Here is a 20,960-nt window from a genome sequence, read left to right as displayed (position 1 = left end):
GTATTTAATCGAAGCGGAAACCGAATAAGCCTCCCGTTTCGGTCTCATCAGATAGGCGAGTTTTCACCACGACATCATCCCGATTGATCTCTTCTGGCAAAGGAAGGCTGTCAAAAATATCCGAGTTCATGGTGACAATATATTGGAGATGTTCACCAGCGCTTGCTCTTGAACCAAGGAGTAGCGCTCGCGCGATCTGACGGGCATCCACACCATCAAAAAGGTGACTGTCGTGGAATAAGAAGCGCGGCCCGCCAAACCTCTCAGTCGTTAACTGGAGCAGGGCGAGGTCGAGGCAAAATATTTCCACATTTGATATTCCGCCGCCGCGATCGCCCTCAATTGAGATGCGGAATTCCGGCCCGTTCTCTGTCGCTTCAACAATGAATTTGCCAGTGCGGTCATCATAAAGCTCGCTGATCGTATCGGCGATGAGCAAGATCGCCTTATCCAAGGCTGACTTGCGTTGCTGATGGTCCTCTTGAAGACGTCGCTTAAGGTTCACCCGATCGATGTCAAGTTGGGTGGATTCGCCTTCTAGAAGCTCAGCTGCCTTGTATCGCTCGCGAAGGGAGGCGGCGGATGCGTCCAGATTCGAGAGATCGCGCTGAAGGTTCAAAAAATCCTCCAACGCGCCGCGCCCTTCGAGCGTTCTGAGGAGGTCGCCGCGTTCGGAGTCTAGGGCTGAAAGCCTAAATTCATTTTCACTTAAGCGCCGAGTAATTTCGGTGATCTCATATTGCAAATGAGTACGGCGGTTCGAAACGACGGAATCGTAGAACCGGTTGACTTCTTCGAAACGACGCAGGGCGACACCCGGCAGTTCGATGCCGCTTGCGGCATATAGCTTTTGCAGGTCAGCGCGATCAGGAGGGCTTTCGACTGCCAGGGCACGTTCAAGATGTTCGCGTGTTTCGTGCAGACTTACGGCCTCACGACCAATCGATTGCATATCGCCTTTTAACTTTGCCGCTCTCCGCGATAGGTCGCGGTAAGAATCTAGAACTTCAAAATTGGCGAGTTGAGATCGAAGTTTCTCGGCTTTTGTCTCGGCGATGGTTAGTTGCGGACGAAGCTCAGCCACTGTCCCGACGATGTCGCCGAGGGCGCCCCCCTTCGATGCCTTCTTTAATTCTTCTAGGGTGCGTTCTCGGACTCTCAGCGTTTGAAACTCAGCGGGAATTCTCCAGTCCAGGCCAAGCAGATAAGAGAGATTTACCTGCCAATCACCCCGCAGCTGTTGTTCGGCTTGCCGCTCTGGATACAGAAATGCACCCGAGCTTCGTCGGCGAGCAAAATAGGCGAAGAGTGACCGGAATGTAGGCGTTCCGGTGTCTTCGAAAACGGTGCCACGAATATCCGCTGGCATCCCGAATAACGCATGACCGAGGAAAACCCGCCAATTGACGTTGCTTATATAAATCCTGCCGCTCGGCTTCTCGATTTTGGTAGGGAAGAACGTGCGGTTGTCGCCACCCTCGATCACGAATATTTTGGAAGGATCCGAACCACTCCGTTCGACTTTGTAGGTCTTTCCGAGGATGTTGAGAGTGGCGGTGAAGCTATGATCGATCAAGGCCGGAGTGCGAAAAAGGGAGTCCTTGTCGCAGTTCGATCCAGTCAAGAAATGGATGATTTCAAGCAAACTGGTTTTGCCGGCGCTGTTGCGTGTCTGCTTCTCGGTCGCGTTTGGTTGGGTGTCGGCCAATACGACATTGAGCCCCGAGTGAAATCGAACGGTTTTGAATGTCGGTAAAGAGCTCTCAATAAGTTCGATCATGGCTGATTGCCCGCACGAATAATGCCATCCGCAAAGTCGATTGCGGCGACGGTGTACAGGAAAGTGAGCGCCAAAATGAACCAGTCGAACGACAAGGGAATTGCAGCTGGTCCGCGCGCATAACGTACCCGCTCCCACAGCTCCGATACCGTGCAGTCCTCGTTAAGGTGCGCCAGGATTTCCGCGCCCACACCCAACAGCGCACGATCATGCTGTAAATGTTTTCCCGGCAGGATCATGCAAGAACCTTGGCGGGATCGTCTTCGAAGATATCGCAACTCTCGAATAGGAATGCAAGAAGCGCTTGTGCTGCGACCTGACGAGCGACTGTCACAGAACCAATGCCGGTGACGAATTCATATAAAGAGGCCATGATCGCGCTAGGAGTTAGATTCTGCGATTTCAGATATTGATATCTAACCCGCAAAGCTTGCGCGATCCGTTCGCCGATCAAGGGATCAGGATTGCGCGAGAGATATTCATCGACCAGGTGGGCGTTTTGCCAGCCGCTTGCGATCCCAAGCCGCCAGTGATTGGGAAGCTTGTTAAATTCGAGCTTATCCGGCGGCACAGGTTTGATTGAGGTCACATCGAAGGGCGTATCGTCGGCCGCTTGCGCAACATTCGTCACTAGGTCTCGCAAATCTGCCGTTTGCATATTCTGCATGTCTTGGCTTGTGGCCGCTATGCCGAGAAGATCCTCTATCTTCTCTGTCTGCATGCCGAAAATACGCTGCTCGAACCCTTCGATGCCGATAAAGCCGAACGCAAGCCCCGAATTTGCAGCCTTCAGGGCCTCAAGCTGCTCAACAGCCTCAATGGGTAGACCGTCCACCAGATTGTGGACCATATGCCATTCCTTCATGATTTTTGGCACGCCGGCGAGGGCCTTCGCGAAATCACCAGCCATTTTGGCGATCAAATAGGCGACCTTGCCCGAATCGGAATTGAGAGCCCCGTAGCACTGGAAGACATGTCCAACCGGGAGCAAATATCCATCGCAACCCTTGTCTCCAAGAGCGCCGAAGGCCCGCAATCTAACAAAATCAGAGCCATGCGCCTTCGACATCATTGTTGAGAAGAAGTCTTGAAACGCGTCTCCATTGCTTTTTCGAAGCTTCAACTCGAGCGCAATTCTCCACCAAAATCGTCGTTCAGGGGTCATGCTGGAGCTTACACCAGGCTCGGAGCATTTCCGATAGAAGATTGGCGGCACCCATGTGGAGAACGATTGGCTTCCATTGTTTTTTCCAAGAGGACGGCTGATGTCGCGACCGCGATTGCAAGAAAACTTACCACCTTTCTCCCTGTCAGGTGGGCCAGCATCAGCAATCTCATTCACGTCGATGTGGTATGGCTGAAGGATGGGCAGCTACAAGAGAAACGTCGACCGGGAGTCTCTTGGCTCGGTCCTGCCGCCTCGGTTTCCGGCCGAGAACGTGCGCTCTGATGGCAATTCACTGAGGCTGGCTAGGAAGAGGAACCTCAATCACTTCCTCACCTCCGGAAGATTTGGCGCGGACCTGAAAGCGCGCGACGATACGACCGTCCTCCCCGACTAAATCAGCGGTGTGGGGCTGTCGCCCTCGTCGGAAAATGTCGCTCTTAAAGTGATTAAACAATCGTTCCGTCGCAACCTGCTTCGCCTCCTCCAATGGGCTGCCGGGTTGCGGCACGTCAGGCAAACCAACGTCATCATAATTCTGACGATAGCACTTTATCAAAAGCACCTCAGGGCGGCTCATGGGACATCCTTCTGCGTGCACCAGACAGAGATTGCTGAAAGCAAAAGCGCCACCGCTGTCACTCCGGCTTGCGACCGATCAGGAAGATGCAGACAGCACAGGCGATACTTACAACCAACTCAGCCTGATCGTCATCCGGCATCTCTCCTTCCCGGATATGGCGTCCGTACTGTGAAGCGAACCCCCAAAGCTTGTCTAGGGCTTGGTCAAGCGGCTTGGGCAAATCGAGTCCATCCACGAGTTGGCCGAGGTTCTTGTTCTGTTGCCCAGTGACATGGCGTGCGGTGGCTTCGAGGGCTGCGATTGCATGTTGGATCGCGCCGGTACGATCCGGAGTTGGTCGGCGTGACAGATCAGCCAGCGCTTCGCGAATTTCGTTTGCAGCTGTCGTCCTCTCGCTTTGCTCAAGCACTTGCAGCGCCTTCGCGGTGACGGCCGAGAAGCCTTCGCTGCCTCGGAACGCAAGGCCTATGTAGTCCTCTAACTGCCAGCCGATGCCTTTTTCTCGGAAGAAGCGGTTGAGTTCATCTCGATATCGATCCTGATTTTCTGGATCATCACTAAGCCCGCGCCAAAGAGCTTCGGCGATGTCGTATACCTTGAACCAATGGCAATCGGCAATCAGCCCAACTACTTCATGACGGACATTCGAATCAGACCAATTGTTGTCGGCTGGAACTTCAAATAGCACCGCACAAACCAGTTCACGAATCCACTTCCAGCTTCTCCCTGTGTTGTGTGCGATCTGAACAATCGCAAAGCGAAGAGTTTCTGGAGCATCCTCCCGAAGCGTAATCTCAGCATCAGGACCGCTGTAGCCAAAGCGTTCAGAAAATGGTCGGTTCATTCGTTGAATCCGTTGTTAGCTGGGCGGAGACTCACTGTAGCGCCTGCCGGTCGCCACCTGAAGCGCCGATCATAATCGCGAATTTTGGCTAACGGCACACCCAAGTTCGACGATCTGGTTGCGATCAAGAGAGGCATCATCTCGTCGGACCTGCAAAGATTGCGAAGCATAGATGAGCAGCGTGGGGGCAGTTCACGCGCATGGCGGCGGCAGGCTAGGGGGCGCGTGCTGCCCGGTCGAAACTCGCCGTCCAGTCCAGTTCATAGTCTGCAGGCGCCTCCCGGCAAGGAAATCCCGTTTCAAGCGCTCCGAAAAGACGGGATGAGCCCTGAGATAATCTCGTATTGAATAATGCGCCGCTGAGGCCGAATCTCTGATCCATTGCTTGGGCTCGATATCCCGAAGAAACTCCTGAAATCGGATGTTCGGAACCATGCCTGTCCCCCAATGTCCTTCGTTATGCACCGGGGCAGACGCGGTCGATCCGCCCTGCTCATGCTGGCATCATTCAAATCCATCGGGCCTCGCGAAGATGCCATTGCATGAGTTTACCGTGTATTGGCCAATGGCTGATATCGACATATGCCAAACCGTCCCCGTGCACCGCAACGCCTGTCTCGGTGACAGACACACTACGCAGAGTATCCGGCACGATGGCCATCTTCACGATGGGCGGCGGCGACTTTAGGTTCTTCGCCGCAATTTCAAGGATCTGCACTGCGGAACGCTCGTAAATCGCGAAAATTCCCCAGCCTGGCCACCCAGAACGGGAGTAGTCTGAGCCAACCAGAAAGCCATCAGCGTGATCCACGAGCCAAAAGTCTTGGATAATGTCCAACGACTCGAGCTCTTCTGCGCCTCGTCCTGAGAGAATGTTTCTAAACAGTGACGCCGCCGTAGTAGCTCCACACAGCTCGAAAACGCTTTCGTAATTTGCGAATGCCACGCGCCCGCTAGGCTGCGCGCGCTCGCCATCCTCCCGACGCCCACCGCCGCGGCCGCCACCATCCCCGCCACCGAACCGATAAGACGCCAGCGGCTCCTCCTCCTCCTCATCGACTGCCTGATCCATGACCGCCTCCTGCATTCCGCCGCGCGCAGCAGACGACAATGAAGACGCGCGGACGACGGAGGAAGCGTGGGCGTGAAATGGTTGCGGGCTTGCAATGGCAAGCGTAGATCCACGCTCGCCGGGGATCGATCCAAAGGCGACGGCATAGCCGCTCGCTACTACGACGCCGTCTCCTTCGGAGTCGATGAAATCTCGGACCTGTTCGTTGTAAGCGTTTTGCGCGAGCTTGAAGATCGTACTCCGCTTAGCTCGCTTCCTTGAGAGGCTCCCTTTCGCTTCGACAACGACAACGCTCCCCTGCTGAAATCCATGCTGCGCGCCTGGATCGTAGACAAAATCGGGTATCTTCTTTGTGGCTTGCCTGACACGCTTGCTCAATTTGAGGTTTGCTTCTCGTGCGTTTGCGCGCCAATGGAAGCCCAATTGCTCCATCGCCAGATCTGCGACGGCCGCGCCGACCTTTCCTGCAAGCGAGGTCCGCTCGTCGTCGGCTAGGCAATCCATTTTCTCAGTGAAACAAAACTCGGCGCTGCTGCTATCAACAAACAAATCAATGTAGCTGGCCACGTTTTGTCCAATAAAATCTATCAGGCGTTGCCGCTCCTCCTGCGTCAGGCCCAATGTATTCGTGCTCATCGTCCGCGTGCGGGCGAGGGCCAGAACAAGATGCTCCCATTCAAAAGCCATGTGATCTGGCAGGAGCATCTCATTTCCGCCCCTGTTGAGGACCTGCCTTACGGGAACTGCGCTTAGATCGCTTATGATTTTGGCCGGTGGACGCCATACCATGCTGATCCTCCTTTTCACGGTATCCCCGGAACGACATGTCTAAGGGGAGCAGACCCACTCCGACACGGACCGGCTCAGGCGCCAGCGATAATCGCGGTTGCTTCGGCCACGGTCTCCTTCAAAGCGATCATGTTTCGAGCCGGTACGCGATTGTTCCAATGATTTTGATCGACAACTGCAACACTGTTTCCACGGTAAGCAGGCTTTCCATCTACCACTGGGCTGACTTGCACTGCCGAAATCCCGTCAGCATTCAGTGCTACGGGCGAGCCTGTTGGGAGATGCAGCATAGCCAGCCGAACGTGTGGTGAGAAAAGCGCACATACGCCGGCAAAATTTCCACGGACGAAGACACCATTTGTGGCGTAGTCTACAAAGACTGTCGCCCTCGGCTCTTCCGAAGCAGAGCTGAACGAATCTTTATGATGCGGGATGCCTCAATGGAGACTTGGTTGCCATTGTGATCGATCAAGTTAACAAGCATTTTCCCCTCCAAAAAATTAGGTTCTCTATATTGTCTAGGTTCTCTGGCGCACGCAATCGGAGAATTGCGATAGCAAGCAACCGGACAATTGAACTCAGCTTTTGACGCAACAATATCGAGAGCGCGCAGGGCTCCTGGAAGAACCAAAATTCCCCATGTCTCGATCGATCTTGAGCCTATCTAATTCTTTAGCGGGTAAAACCAAGAAATTCCCAACTCGGTCATTCATTATGGATTGCTCAAGTTGATCGGACGATAGTTGGCCACGCGGCGCATTCGTTCTTTCACTGATGGATGAATCTGCAATTCCTCCGGTAACTTCCGAGGCTCCGCCCACGGGAAGTAAAAGCCGAAAAGTGAAGGCCGTTTCCTTTCGCGCCACTTTACACTTTTCGGTAGCAGCTCGAGTATCCACCACGCCCAATTCAGCGAATTATGGAGCTTGCCAGCGGCGTCCGGCGCGACATAGCGATATTTCCCGCCGGGCAGGGCCTTTCCGTTGACGAGATGGTCGTACATCGTCGCATTGATTTGTAAACCATGAGAAGTTGCCTCGTCGGTGAGCCAGGCCAAGGGGAATTTCGAAAGCGCACTTTCTGATTCGGGGTAGCCTCCACCAATGTCAGAATGCACTCCCGCGAATGCCATCTGCACTGTGTCCTGCGGCATGACACTCGGCGGATTGGCAAAGGGGACCGGTTCGTAATTTTGTCTTGGCTCCCATCGGTTCAGCCGAAACATTCGTCGCCGCTCGTCGACCGCCACCGCCTGTCGAAAACAGCGCACGCTTGGATTGGTGCGTGTGAACGGGAGAGTACGTAGGCTGGGCAGATAGAAGCGGTCTTGGCGCGGCACGATCATTGATGCCACCGTGTCCCACACGCCGAGAAAATGGACAGTGGCATGGCGGGTGCTCATGATGCGTGCAAAATCCCACGCAAGATGAAGGTTGTTCTCTTGGCTCGCCCGTTTGTAAGCGGTCAGCGCATAGTTGGCGACGTTGAATTGCTCGGGCCTTAGCAGGCCCACCATGTGGATCAAACCGGCTAGGGCACGCACCGTGTAGGAGCCGCGGCTGAACCCGAAAAAGAAAAGTTTATCGCCGTCTTCATAACGCTGACATATGAAACGGTATGCATCCATGATGTTGTCGTCGAGGCCGTAGCCGGTCGCCAGACCGAAAATGCCCTTTGCATTCTGAAAGACACGTCCCCATTCGCTGCTCAGGCCAATCGTACCGACACCAGGATTGTAGTAGACGACCTGTTGCTCGTTCTTTTGGGCAATCCGAAACAGCTTGAGAACGTTGGAAAGGTCACCCTCAACCTCGTTCCCTGTGCCATCGCAGCAAACAACAATGTTTTTGGTCATCGAACTCGCCTTGGCATCTGATAGAGTTATCCCGTCTGACAGCCCTCGTCTGGATAGTTGCAGAGACAGCTTTTTCAGATTTCATCTGCGATGCCAATGAACGTGGCACCGCACGCCAAGGCGGAAGCACGCGCGGCAAGCATGAGTGTATCGATCTGCTTTATCCGCATCGCACTAGTCGCAGGCGCTCCAGCCGCGCGACATCGTGCAATCTCAGTTTTGGTGAGACGAGGTTGAAGGACGATCAAGACCTTCGACGCGGAGGCAGGCAGCTTTTCGACCGCTTTCAGGAAGCCCCCGCGATTGGGCTGTTTGACCCCATCGTGCCAGACAGCGGCGCCAATCTTTTTCGCCTTTCCCTTCGTGAGCTCCTCAAACAGCAGACGACGATCGAGATGGCGAATGTTCTTCACCGCCTGGGAAACGACAATCTCGTAGTCGGCCGGCGCGGCACCCCGATTGGCGGCCTTTGACCCCGAGCCCTTGACGTGAATGAGGCTGATGACTTTTGTTTCGGGATCAATATGGATGAAATCAGCCAGTTCCATCGATCCGTCATCGCTGGCAAGCCAACCCTTCGGCTTGCCATCAGGTCCTAGAAACATCTTTTCGCACACATAGGCGAACAACGAGTTATCGCCGTCGACCGCGATGCGTGTGGCGAGCGGTTCAGCCTTGCTGAAAGTCGGCTTCTCGGTGTCGACCGCATAGCCAGCGAAGGTATGAAAGCTCCACCCGAACGGTTGGTCCGTAAAGCCGCCCGCATAGCAGTGTCCCTGCGCAATCGCATGGCCGCTCTCGTAGTAGATCTTGACCTTGTCGATATCGGTGAGGAAGCCGGTACACTCATCCCGCGCGGTGTCTTGCCCGGGTTCTTCATCGATCCAAGCGTGGTCGATCGTAACGTCCCCACCGGCGAGGGTCACGGACAGCTTCAGCAGGCCAAGTCGCTGGCCAACCAGACTGGGTTCAACGGTGAAAGACAGGCCATCTGTGGGCTTGACCACATAGGTTGCATCGAATGCCCAGCGCCGCGCTGCTTCGCGATCTGCCTCTGGAATTTCGTCTTCGGTAAGAAGCTCCGCTGGAATAACCGAGATTGCGTATGCGCGCTCGACGCCGACAGCGCTGTCGATCGCTTGCGATAGTGATGCAAACGGGTCGACAGCGCGCTTCCCCTGTGTCGCATGGGCGATGACCGCGGCGAGCTCGGCCTTGAAGGATCTCCAACTGCTCGACCGTCTGACCCAGATGCGGGCTCCACCAGGTGCAGCTCCCACCACGGGAGATTTCTTCTCGGCAGTCTTCAAACCCGGGACATCCGGAATCGTGCGTGCCGCTGAATAGTAATAGGTCTGGTCACCTATTGGATCGATTGCGTATTCCAGAGTCGGTCCTGTCAGTGCCTTGGTGTCCGCTTTGGAAGACGTCGGCGTGTGGATCCCGTTCAGCCAGATTGCTTTGGCTTCAGGCCCGACAAAGGCGGCAATCGCGGCGCGTGGCATGCGCCTTGCCACTTTGAGGTCTTTGACGATCCGTTCGCGCATCGAGCTGTCGGAAGCGCAGATGGCGAGGCTCTTGGCTTTCGCTGCGACGACCACCAGGTGGTGCACAACGTCTTCGAGTTCGACTGCGGCCAACCACGCCGGCGCTCCTGCTTCGCGGTAAACCAAGGCCTGAAAGTAAAGTCCGTCATCCTCCTCAAGGGCGGTCGTTGCGACAATGCGCCGTCTGCGCGCCGTCGATCGTCCTGCGTGTTCGGAAACGGCACTGATGACCTCCTTAACAAGGCGTTCGCCTACCAGATCGCCTGTCGCCTCCAGCAGCACAGGTGCCAGGTAAGGAAGCAGATCACCGAGCTTAATTGTTTTGGCCAATAAGGAGTTCCCCTTTAGCGTCGCTGCCGAACGGCGACGATGGTCCATCAAGTTCAAAAGTCCCGCCCTGCGGGAGTGTCGAAGGCTGCTCTATCGCTCCGCAGCGCGCCGTTCATCGAACGCTGTGCCAATCCGGAGTTTAGCGACCCATCAAGAAATCAGGCGGGATCAATCGTCGAGCAAGATCAGAAAAGGGTGCTGCCGGATCGAAGAACCGTTTCAGCTTGGCAATGGTGGTGATGACGCGTTGTCTGTGCACAGCGACCGGCGACGCCCGCCAAAGCTCAACGGCCTGGAAGTAGTCTATCGTTGCCGCTTGAAGCAGACGAAAGAACGCCGCCAATCCCTGTGTCAGGGCCTGATAATCGCTATCTCGGCATAAGTCGTTTAGGGATTTCAGCGCGTTCGTGTGCTGCGAATCAAAGCTCATGTCGGCCGGATACTTGATTATGTTGCCATCGCATTCGAGCACACGCCGCATGCAACTAGCTAGCCTGAGAGCGTAAGATCGCCGTTGGGCAATCAACGCCACTCGATCAAGCCCGCACACGTCAATTGTTACCATTCCCTTGGGGACGGAGCGTTCGTGTGCATCGGCTGCAGGCTCAACAAAACCATCCTCGCGGAAAAACAGGTGGTGTTGAGGGTTGTCGTTGCACGGATTCAGCAGCAAGGGCACTTCAGCTTGTATTCCTGCCGGCCCCGTTGCGCGCGGCGATCCGGCGGCCAGAGGAAACTTGTTGGCTTTGCCGGACTTCGATTTGACGAGGGCTCCATCGATCCGGCGCACTTGGTTGCGTTCCCCGTTGCAATCCGTGCAAGACGGCAGAAGGTTATTCCAATCGGCTGCGAGCCAGAAGTAGCCTGGCTTGCGCAGTTTTCCATTCTCGTCCAGGTAACCCCCCTTGGGGCGATAGTGCTCGACGGCCATTGGCCCTGTATGATCATAGCTGCTCTCGCAATAAGCACACCGACCCCCAAACATTGAAATCAGCGCATCCTTTACCCGCTGGTCGCGATAGGCAGAAAACTTCGGCGCAGCTCGGGGCTTTTTCGGCAGTTTGGGCTTGTCTGGGACGATGTCCGAATAGTACCACAGAGCGCATTCCAACTCATTCAACCCGCTCTTGTTTGTCGCCGCGAGGGCAGCGTTCGCGTGTGCGGCTACTGCGCGGCTGACCCTGATCAAGGCACTACCCCGTCGGTATCCGAAACTTCGTCCCACATCTGGGTTAGCTCACGATCCAAAGCAGTTTCCGTAGCCGATCGCGATGCGGATGAAGTTGCGCTTGGACGGGTGGCCAGGAATTTGTCAATCGCTGTCAGCATCAGGCGCTCCCGTTCGCTCTGGCCAAGCGCTTGGCGCCTGTTAATCTCGGTACGAAGTTCGGTAATCTCGGTCTGCAGCGAGGCATCCAGTTGCGTCGGAGCCGCCTCTGTTCGGGCCATGCTCGCACTGTATTGCCGCAACAAGCGATAATACTTGTCAAAAAGTGCCTGAAAAGCAGGATCAAGCGTGCTGTCCAGTCCAAAATGCTCCGAGGTCAAAATTTGATCAATACGCATACCGCTGATCGCGGGCAGATCTTCGACGACGGTAATGGCATTCCGCAGCCCGCGGCGAAGGACGACAACTTCACCGTCAACCAATCCGCGCAGGCACAATGGCTCATGCGTCGTGGCAATAAATTGCATTCGGGGCATGATCTCGCGGATGCTGCTGACAAATCGCAACTTCCATGATGGGTGAAGATGATTGCCGACTTCGTCGAGCAGAACGAGACCTTCAGCAAGGTCAGGTGTGGCCCACGCATCCAGCACCACCTGAAGGATGTCGGCTAGGAGCGCAATGACCGTTTGGTAGCCGTCACAAAGCCGGTTCAGGGCAATGAGAGAGCCACGCTCCATCAAACCGACTTGTCCGTCCTGTCGCACGAGCAGTCGCTCAAGCTTGATGTTCAGCGCCTTTTTCAACGCCAGAGCTGCATATTGAAATTTGTCCTCGGACGCCTCGAGAAGCCACGTCTGCGCATCGGCCAAGGGGATGAACGGATCGAAGAGATTGTCTATGCGGGCATAGGATTCGCCATAACTCGACTTGCCGGACGATCTTGGCAACAGGCGTGTCGAACCATATGCGAGAACCATCAACTGCGCGCTGCGGCCGCTATGCTCAAGCCTCCCGTCCTTGAAAATCTTGAGAACACGGGGCTGACTGGCGCCACTGAGATGGATGGAGATCTCGCCAAAATCCGCGCCCCTGCGCACCAGGCCCGAAAGGTCGAGTCCGGTTTGCGCAACGACACGTTCAAAATATTTGTCACCGACGAGAGCGAGGGCGATTGCTTGTAGAACGGTGCTTTTTCCGGTCGCGTTTTCGCCCAGAAGCATCAACCACGGCGCCGGTCCGCCGCTGGCCGCCACCGATAGCGACAACTTCGATATGGCGCGCAAATTGCGGATGCTGACGTGCTCCACCAGGCGAGCCCGGCCTGCAACATAGGCGTTGGTGTCGGAGGGGCTTTCGTTTTCTAACGAATAGTCCTCTTGACTGCGGCGAAATTGAGCCAACGACGTTACCGCTTTGCGTCGGGCACGGTTCGAAAGCACCGGCATTTGAGTAGGGGCAATGTCGCTAAGAACGCTGGCTGCGGAGAGCTTGGGATCCGAGGACAGCTCAGCGCTTATGATTTGCCGGACCATGCCGGCATACGCCGCAGCAGGACTGGCCATATTTTTGAGCTGATCGGCGATCTTGTCGGCAATCGAAGGGGCATCTGTGCTGTCGCTCGACAGTCGAAGCGTGCGGATCATTGTCATGACCATTTCGGCAACCTGTCGACGCGCTAAGACAAGCGCATCCCGGTTGAGTCCGAGAATTTCAATGGATGTCATCCCTTTCTGGGTTGAACTTGCGACCGTCCCGTTCACCGAAAAGATGAGATGTTCTTCGACGTTGTCTTCGCACGGATTCAGCAACAGCGGTCGCTCTCGCACCAGGAAGCTTTCATCCGCCTCCACTGGTGCGCGAAGTGCTTCGTCCTCGAGCGGAAAGCGCCCACCCTTGCCGGACGCTACGCGCCCCGATTCAGTGCGCGTGAACGCGACGCGATTGCAGACAGAGCAAGCAATGAGAAGATTTGTCCACTCGTTTGCGAGCCACCAATAGTGGAGCGGAAGATGCGTTCCGTCTGCCGTAAGGACGCCACCCTTAGGTCGATATTGTTCGATATCGCTAGCACCCAGAAGGCTAGACTCACAATAGGCACACTTGCCATTGAATAGGTGCAATAATGTACTGCGAACAGTTGCGTGGCGCCACGCTGTAAATTCGAAGCGGCCACTTTGGCCCGGCCCCGTGCGGCCCCCATAGAACGCCCTGGCCCGCGCATATTCCCTGTCGGCAAGAGAGTCTGTGCCTCTCATTAGAACCGACGGGATCGGGACAGTCCAACGGTCAATTCTGATCAACGAGCTTTTCCTAAACGATCTCGCCTGGCGGAATTTCGCTTCTAGGAGCAAGGTTGGCGAAAGTGACCGGGTGCATCTCTCAAAAGCCGGCAGCTGGGTTGATCGTGACGTCAACGAAATCATCGCCGGTGAGGCGTGCCTCGAGATCGGTTCGCAGAGGCTGCGGTCGATCCAGCCAGCGCGCTTCGTAGTCGTCATAGTTGGGAAGCTGAGCGATTTGATCGGTGCTGAGCGCGGCACTGTAGTTCTTGGTGTTGCTGACGCGCTTACCGATCTCGAGAAGGAGTGTGGAGCGCGGAATCACCGGGTAGAAGGTGCGCTCGGTCGAGACGACGGCCTTGGCGACAGGCTTGGCGTTATTCTTGGGAAGCGGAAGAATTGCATTGAGGATGGTGGCGGGTTCCGTAAGTTTGCCGTCTTCCTTGCTGTTCCACGGCGTCGCGTTGATGCTGCCGTGGTGGCCAATCTTGAGGAAATCGACTGGCGTCTCAAGTTCGGGCTTGTGAAGCTTCCAGGCAGTGTTCCAGGCAAAGTTCTTCTTCTTGTCGCGATAGGCTGAATTCCATTCGGCGTCACCGACAAAGAGAAGCCGGCGGCCGCGCCATTCTATAAGCAGCATGACGCTGGTGTTGTTGACGACCTCGCCCTCCTCCTCGGCAAAAGCAAAGGCGCCCGACATCATGCGCGATTGCAGGCGCGTGAAATCCGAGCCGCTGATGTTTGCGGGAACCGAGCCCGTTGTCCGCGTCTTCGCCTTGCCCTTCAGTAAGCCCGTCGAAGCGGAGAAGCCATGCAGGATGTCCTCGGCGGCATCGCCAAGATAGTAGGTGTCGATATCGAATTCGGGACCGAGCACCTTGAAGGTTGCCCCCGAGAGTGTTGCCGGCTGCAGGTCGGCAGGCTTCATGTCCGCGTGCACATAAAGCGGCGTGATGCCGTTTTGTTTCGGGAGCGTCTTGCGCAACGCGTCTACTGCGCCGTCATTGGCAATGCTGTAGCGCGCCGCGATGTCTGCCAACTCCGGACTCAGCGCCAGATTGCGGGCGGTGATGCCGCGCATGGCCGTTGCCGCCATGTCATGCAGCTGATGTGCAAACTTGGCCTGCGGGTGATCGCGGTTCATGGCGACGCTCATCCATAGATTCTCGATACGAATGTCTGTGAACCAGGTCGGATCGAAGCCCTTGATGTGGTCTTCGTGCTCGTGGCTGACAAGCAAGAGATCGAGGCGTTTTCTGCCGTCTTCGACCGGCAATTCGCCCTTGAGGTGATCCAGCGCTACCTTCAATTCGGCGGCGCTGCCCTTTTTTCCGCAATCGACGAGGATGTGGAAGTCATCGGTCTGGCCGCCCTTTTTGCGGGCTTTTGGGATGCGGATGTAGATGCAATCGCCAACGCCGACACTGTAAGCGCGGATCAGGAGCTGATCTGCCATGGCCGCTCTCCCATCTCCTCGTCCTCGTCGCTGCGAATGCCGATGTGCGGAGACAGGCTAAAGCGGACGGTTCCATCCCTCCTGTCGGCGATCAACGGCGCGATCGACTTCTCCAGCAGCCCCGCCGCGCCACCGGCCACGCTGTCGCCGATGCGGCCAGCTGCGATGCGCGCGGCGAGCGCATCCAAAAAAGCTTCGCGGCGCGCAATACCGCGCTTGACCTCGTCGTCCTCGCCTTCGCGTGTGCGGGAGCCCTTGATGAGCGGCAGTGTGCCAGGTTTGCGCGCCCACGCAAGTTTGTTGCCGTCGATGTCGAGCGCCAAAGTGCCGCCGCAAAGCATGCTGGTCACCTCACCGGCATAGCGGCCGAACCGTGCGCCTTTGAGCACCACGTCTTCGCGCCAGATGTACTGCAGGAGAACTTGCCTGGGTAGGCGGCGGCCCGAGAGCGTCAGCTTCTGCGCTGTTGAAAGATCGGTAACGACCACATCCGCAGCGAAAGGAATGAAGAGATCACGGCGATTGTCGTCAAGGAAGCGATAGGCATTGGCGCGTGAGGTCGCGATGCTCAGGGGGTCGTGGAAGACCGAGACGTTTAGACGCGCGAAGACGGCAGTGGGGGTTTTCTGCTCGGCAGCCGTCGCTTCACTCAAAAGACCGCGTTCGACGAAAACGTCTATCATCATGTTTCGGTAGCCGTCAGGGTCCGTCGGATTGACGATCTGCTCGGCGCGGAGCACCGCCAATGCATAGTCTTCAAACATCACATCGACCGGGGGCAGCAGGTCGAGCGGCTGGACGGCCATGCACTGCATGCGGCGGATTGTAGACCAGAGAGCCTTCTTCGCCGACTCGCCTCTTACTTTCATATAGTAGGCCGTTAGACGGCGGATGATGTCGAACATCGCGCCGGTCAAGACCTGAGACATATAATGCTGGCGTTGGTCATTCTTGACGTCGTCGTATCTGAGAGTGTTCAGGCCACTTCGAAGGTAGTCCTGATCGCCAATATTGCGCCCGAACTCCTCGGCCAGGCTGGCGAGCGGATTGTCCTTATTTAGGTCACCGCCGGTAGCTTCGGCCACCTGTGTCCGAAAGACAGTGTTGCGGAAGGCGATCAGGATTGCCGAAATGTCGCCCAGAAACTCATGAAAGCCTGCGGTCTCGGCAAAGACGGATTCATGATAATGCGGCCGTATGCCATCGAGCACGGCATGCCCGAACTCATGGTTGACGATGTCGGCCGACAGGCAGGTGTGAATGCGTTTGCGGGCGCCATCCTTGACGCTGTCGAAATAGTAGAATTGCAGCGATTTACTGTCGCGGTCATAGAAGGCGTTCTCGCCATAGCCGGCGTGCGGTACGACTATAAGCCGGTTGCCTTCAAATCCCCACTCGATGCGACGGCCAAGGCCAAAGCCGCCTTCAAAGAAGTCGAGCGCATTCTGCAACGTCGCCCAGACATTCATTTGCCGAAACTGCGGGGAGCCTAGATTGCGCCGGTCGAGAACTTTGCCCTTGGTGTCGACAAATTTGCCGAGATCACCATCCCAGCGAGCCGGAGGGGTCAGAATTTCGGTTCCACCGTCATAGTCGACAACAGCAAATCGAGCGCTGGTTGGACCGTCGCCAAAAGCGGGCTCCCATGGCACGTCGAATTCTTTGTCGAAGTTGTAAGCCTTGTTGGAGTTGGTAACGAAAGGATCCTGGAAATAGACGTCGAAGGGAATGCGGACACTAAGATCCGCCTGGGTGTCGCGACCTAGGAACTGCCGCGCCGCGTAGAGTTCGGCACGAGCCCTTTTGATTGCGGCCCTCGCCTTCTTTCCGGTGTCCACGTCTGTCGGAATGCGCGACTTTAAGGCCACTGGATCATCCACAATCGTATGATTGAACGATGAAATAAAGTATTAGAGAGGCCAAATAAAGCAAGTCTAAATTTCCCACGACATCGACTTTTTGGTGTCGATCCCGATCGGATCCACCGAAAATTCAGCATCAATTTGATTGAGGCATAAGAAAAAACTTCGATTGGCAGACGCGCGGGCTCAATCCTTTCATCATGGTGCGGTGCGGCCGAAGGCTCGTTCGGAATGGCTCAAGGCCCGGTTGGAATGTCGAACAGCATGAGGGTCACAATCACCTCTCGGTTCGGATCTCCGGGATTACCTAAAACATAGCGGAAGCGGGTCTCGCCCTCGACCGTTGGCCCGCGTTTGTATTGGGGATGTGCCTTCATCGTTGCTTTGGCCGTCTCGATGACGCCGGACAGATTCTTGTTGCGGTTGAAGATCACAACCGCCGTCTTGGTGTCGCGCCAGCTCAAATAGGAAAGCAGTTGGTCAACGGTCTCGGCGAAGCCCTTTCCACCATGCCAAAATTTGCATTCGGCGATAAATATGTTGCGCCCCTCCGAGCGAATGAGAATGTCGGTTTTGCCTTCGTAGTTGAAAGTCTCGCCGCTGGCTTGGCCTTCGTACTGGCTGTTCAATTGCACGAGGTAGTGCTGACGGATGTCCTCCTCGCCCATGTTTACGAAGGTGTGAGGGCTGCGTTCCATCACCTTCGTCATGTTCTCCATGATATTTAGGATGTTGGCGTATTCCTTCTCGTCCAACGCCGGCTCGGGCTTGAAAGGCGCGGTTGTCGGTGGTCTGACGGGAACAACCTTTCGACGCACCTCCGGAGCCAAGAAAGTCCTTGGTGCGTCTGGCCGCTTCTTCATCGGAAATCCGAGCGAAGCCACTAAGCCCTTGCTACGAAGAAGTTCTTCTCTGCGCTTTTCGAAGTAGGCGCGAGCAGGCTTCTCAATTTGCGAGTCGACATGGGTAAGATCCGCCTTCGCGGTCTCCATGTGCTCTTTGATACTCGTCACAACACTTTGGAAGTCCGCCTTTACCTGCGCGGCGCCTCGGTTCCCCGTCTCAATCGTTATCAGAAGCTCGTTTCCATAGACCGTTGCCTTAGGTCCGGGATATGAAGCGCGCGATGGCTGAAACCGAAAGAACCCGCCATCGCCACTGAACGGCAGGTGAAAGACCACGACATGAAACCGATGAGGCTCTGGCGTCCCGTAGCGGTCCTCAAAAATATCATATCTTTCACGCCGGGGTTGGTAGGTCTGCTCCTTTCGTCAACCCACACTCCATCTTCGTCCAGAACTGGAATTCTTGGGCGATATTTCTCAACCAAGGTGGCAATGGCATCTTCGACGGGTGTTGAAAGAAACACATTCTCTGGATACGCCTTCAACTCCTCCATTGCCTTCTGGGGCAACTGCCGAGCCAAATCCAAAGTTGAGCCTTCTGAGAAAAGATATTCGCCCGGCATCTTCGACCTACGTTGTGAAAAAGCGAAGGCGCATCAATACTACCTTGAGGGGCGTCTTACATCGGTGCGGCCCGTCAATTCACTAGAATTTCAACGCGTTCGGTAGTCGCTCGAGGGCCGAAGTCGCCGGTGCTCTCAGAAAGCTGGGCGTCGCTTCTATCGCCTTTCGGACCTTCTAAGAGGCATGATCGGCTCCAAAGCAAAAGAAAGGGAGAGATGGTCTTAGCCATCTCTCCCCCGCGACTGCCGCCTGCGACAGAGCGGGGCCGCTCGCTCGCAAGGCGGTGAATGACCGGCATCCTCTGAACTGATCCAATTCACCCCGCTCGGCGCGCAGCCCAGCTCCGCTCGCCGGCATTCGCCCCCCTCTCTGCCGCGCGCTCACGCGCCCCCGGAAGGCATGCCGAGGGGCATGCCTTCGGCATGTAACGGGAAAGGACCAGAACCATGACAACCAATGAAACGATTGCGAAGACCGCAGTTGCCAGCGAGAGCGGCACGGAGGTTTTCATTCCACTGAACAAGCTGAAAAAGTCGCCCCGCAATGCGCGCAAGACTCCGCACAGCGGGGCGATCATCGAAGCCTATGCCGCGAGCATCGCCGCCAAAGGCATCCTGCAAAACCTAGTGGTGGAACCGGAGCTTGACGGCGAGGGAGCAGAAACCGGCTTCTATTTTGTCAGCATCGGCGAAGGCCGCAGGCTAGCGCAATTGCTGCGCGTCACGCGCAAGCAGATCAAGAAGACCGAACCGATCCGCTGCGTCGTTGACACCGTGAACGATGCGCACGAGATCAGCCTGGACGAGAACATCACCCGCGAGGATATGCACCCCGCAGATCAGTTCGAGGCGTTCCGCGAGCTTCACGAGGAACGTGGATGGGGTGCTGAGGAAATCGCCGCTCGCTTCGGCATTACCGCGCATGTCGTGCGGCAGCGCCTACGTCTCGGCGCGGTCAGCCCCAAGCTGATGCAGGTCTATCGCGACGGCGAGCTGAGCCTCGACCAGTTGATGGCTTTCGCCATCACCGACGATCACGCCCGGCAGGAACAGGTTTTCGAAAGCCTCACCTACAATCGAGAGCCCTACATCATCCGCCGCGAACTGACGCGCACGCATGTTGCAGCAAACGACCGGCGAGCCGTCTTCATCGGCGCGGAAGCCTACATGGAAGCTGGTGGCGCCATCCTGCGCGACCTGTTCACCGAGGATCGTGGCGGCTTCTACGAGGATGCCGCTTTGCTCGACCGCTTGGTGATCGAGAAGCTCCAGGGCATCTCGGAAAGCGTCAGGCAGGCCGAAGGCTGGAAATGGGCTGATGTCCATATCGACTATCCGCACGCACATGGCCTGCGCCGCACCTACCCGCAGCCGGTGGATTTGTCGGATGAAGACAAAGCTGCCTACGCAACGGCTTCCGACGAGTTCAACCGGCTCACGGAAGAATGGGATAGCGCGGAGGTACTGCCGAACGATGTCGATCAGCGTTTCGGAAAGCTTGAAGCTGACATCGAGCGCATCGACGCACTGCGTCACGCCTATGATCCTGACGTTGTTTCGCGTGGCGGTGTGTTCGTCGTGCTTTCCCATGACGGAGCGGCCCGCATCGAACGTGGCTTCATCCGCGCCGAGGATGAGCAGGTGGGACCGGAAGCGGAAACGCGCTCAGACGGCGAGGACTTCGCCATCAACGACGATGGCGAAATCATCGAAGTCGGCAGCGGTTCGGATTCCGATGGTGGCAGCGACGAAGAAGCGGAGGACGACGGAAAGCCGTTGTCGGACCTTCTCATTCGCGACTTGACCGCTCATCGGACGCTTGGGCTTCGCCTCGCGCTTGGCGAACAGCCGGACATCGCCCTTGTCGCGGTGACCCATACGCTTGCCGCGCAGACCTTCTATCAGGGTGCCGAAGCCCACTGCCTCGAAATCCGCCCAACCAGCGCCTATCTCGCCGGTCACGCGGGCGGCATCGAGGATACGGCGGCAGGCAAGGCCCTGGCGGACCGACATGCGGAGTGGGCTGCGGACATGCCTCGCGATGTGGCTGACCTGTGGGGCTTCATCGCCTCGCTCGACCATGCAAGCGTCATGGCGTTGTTCGCCCATTGCGCCTCGCTTACCGTCAATGCCGTAAAGCAGCCTTGGGAGCGCAAGCCTCGCGCCCACGAGACAACGGACAGGCTGGCGACAGCCGTCAACCTCGATATGACGACACATTGGACGCCGACCGTCCGGACCTATCTCGGGCGCATCACCAAGGCGCATATCCTCGACGCCGTGCGCGAAGCTGCCAGCGAGGAAGCGGCAGAGAGGCTGTCGGACCTGAAGAAGCAGCCAATGGCGCAAGCCGCCGAGCAGTTGCTCGCCGGGACCGGATGGCTGCCTGCAGCCTTGCGGACTCCAGAGCCTGCGGTGTTCGCTGAGCGGCAAGACGAGGAAGGGGCGAATGCCAGATCGACGGCTGTTGCTGAACTGGAGCCGGAAGCCCCCGAGCCGGACACGACGAACGGTGCGCTCGCCGACAGCAGCGCCCTGGCCGAGGGGGGCGAACCCTTCAACATCGCCGCCGAGTAAGCGCGACGGCCGGAGCCGCCGCGCGGTTCCGGCCAGCTATCTGTTGGAGAATTTCCGGGGGCCCGGGCGGGGCGGCGGCGGGGCGACACCGAACAACAGCAGCAATAGCAAAACAAAAAGCCCCAGCGCACCACACGCGGGGAAGAGGAGGCAGAGGCGCGGCTGAAAAAAAAAAAGGTGGG

At 56.8% G+C, this 20,960-nt stretch carries 15 protein-coding genes; 1 reads left to right on the top strand and 14 read right to left on the bottom strand.

All coding sequences use genetic code 11. The features are described 5' to 3' along the window. Positions 1-4: 4 nt before the first annotated feature. The 14 genes from NKI20_RS29560 to NKI20_RS29495 form a co-directional block, all read right to left on the bottom strand. Positions 5-1,780, bottom strand: coding sequence for an ABC-three component system protein (locus NKI20_RS29560; RefSeq protein ID WP_352837175.1), 1,776 nt, complete (start codon positions 1,778-1,780; stop codon positions 5-7). Beyond that, entirely contained in the window at positions 1,777-2,019 is a 243-nt protein-coding gene (locus tag NKI20_RS29555; protein ID WP_352837172.1) for an ABC-three component system middle component 6, read from the bottom strand. Before NKI20_RS29555 ends, NKI20_RS29560 begins: the two co-directional genes overlap by 4 nt. Continuing rightward, positions 2,016-3,122, bottom strand: coding sequence for an ABC-three component system protein (locus NKI20_RS29550; protein ID WP_352837169.1), 1,107 nt, complete (start codon positions 3,120-3,122; stop codon positions 2,016-2,018). The genes NKI20_RS29555 and NKI20_RS29550 overlap by 4 nt, the downstream gene beginning before the upstream one ends. 115 nt (positions 3,123-3,237) lie before the next feature. Further along, a complete protein-coding gene (locus tag NKI20_RS29545; protein WP_352837167.1) occupies positions 3,238-3,525 on the bottom strand; it encodes a hypothetical protein in 288 nt (95 codons plus the stop codon). A gap of 58 nt (positions 3,526-3,583) precedes the next feature. Next, on the bottom strand, positions 3,584-4,372 hold the full coding sequence (locus tag NKI20_RS29540) for an AbiJ-NTD4 domain-containing protein (protein ID WP_352837164.1): 789 nt from the start codon (positions 4,370-4,372) through the stop codon (positions 3,584-3,586). 508 nt (positions 4,373-4,880) lie between these two features. Further along, positions 4,881-6,149 (bottom strand): hypothetical protein, encoded by a 1,269-nt coding sequence (locus NKI20_RS29535; RefSeq protein ID WP_352837161.1) that lies wholly within the window; start codon positions 6,147-6,149, stop codon positions 4,881-4,883. Between the two features lie 796 nt (positions 6,150-6,945). Then, entirely contained in the window at positions 6,946-8,088 is a 1,143-nt protein-coding gene (locus tag NKI20_RS29530) for a T6SS phospholipase effector Tle1-like catalytic domain-containing protein (protein WP_352837159.1), read from the bottom strand. A 74-nt stretch (positions 8,089-8,162) separates the two neighbouring features. After that, the gene (locus NKI20_RS29525) at positions 8,163-9,965 is read right to left on the bottom strand and encodes a hypothetical protein (protein ID WP_352837157.1); all 1,803 of its coding nucleotides are present in this window, start codon (positions 9,963-9,965) and stop codon (positions 8,163-8,165) included. A 139-nt stretch (positions 9,966-10,104) separates the two neighbouring features. Further along, on the bottom strand, positions 10,105-11,154 hold the full coding sequence (locus tag NKI20_RS29520; RefSeq protein WP_352837154.1) for an HNH endonuclease family protein: 1,050 nt from the start codon (positions 11,152-11,154) through the stop codon (positions 10,105-10,107). Next, positions 11,151-12,986: an AAA family ATPase gene (locus tag NKI20_RS29515; RefSeq protein ID WP_352837153.1), complete on the bottom strand. Its 1,836-nt coding sequence runs from the start codon at positions 12,984-12,986 to the stop codon at positions 11,151-11,153. The genes NKI20_RS29520 and NKI20_RS29515 overlap by 4 nt, the downstream gene beginning before the upstream one ends. Before the next feature lie 529 nt (positions 12,987-13,515). Next, on the bottom strand, positions 13,516-14,871 hold the full coding sequence (locus tag NKI20_RS29510; protein ID WP_352837151.1) for a ComEC/Rec2 family competence protein: 1,356 nt from the start codon (positions 14,869-14,871) through the stop codon (positions 13,516-13,518). Beyond that, on the bottom strand, positions 14,853-16,739 hold the full coding sequence (locus NKI20_RS29505; protein ID WP_352837148.1) for a gluzincin family metallopeptidase: 1,887 nt from the start codon (positions 16,737-16,739) through the stop codon (positions 14,853-14,855). Before NKI20_RS29505 ends, NKI20_RS29510 begins: the two co-directional genes overlap by 19 nt. A 230-nt stretch (positions 16,740-16,969) precedes the next feature. Next, on the bottom strand, positions 16,970-17,725 hold the full coding sequence (locus NKI20_RS29500; RefSeq protein ID WP_352837145.1) for a hypothetical protein: 756 nt from the start codon (positions 17,723-17,725) through the stop codon (positions 16,970-16,972). An 80-nt stretch (positions 17,726-17,805) separates the two neighbouring features. Further along, positions 17,806-18,201, bottom strand: coding sequence for a hypothetical protein (locus NKI20_RS29495; RefSeq protein WP_352837142.1), 396 nt, complete (start codon positions 18,199-18,201; stop codon positions 17,806-17,808). 447 nt (positions 18,202-18,648) lie between these two features. Here NKI20_RS29495 and NKI20_RS29490 point away from each other — a divergent pair, with 447 nt between their 5' ends. Then, the gene (locus NKI20_RS29490) at positions 18,649-20,778 is read left to right on the top strand and encodes a ParB/RepB/Spo0J family partition protein (RefSeq protein ID WP_352837139.1); all 2,130 of its coding nucleotides are present in this window, start codon (positions 18,649-18,651) and stop codon (positions 20,776-20,778) included. Positions 20,779-20,960: the final 182 nt, after the last annotated feature.

The organism is Mesorhizobium sp. M0830 (assembly GCF_040319965.1).
Taxonomy (GTDB): Bacteria; Pseudomonadota; Alphaproteobacteria; order Rhizobiales; family Rhizobiaceae; genus Mesorhizobium.
This window is presented reverse-complemented; position numbering and strand designations above follow the sequence as displayed.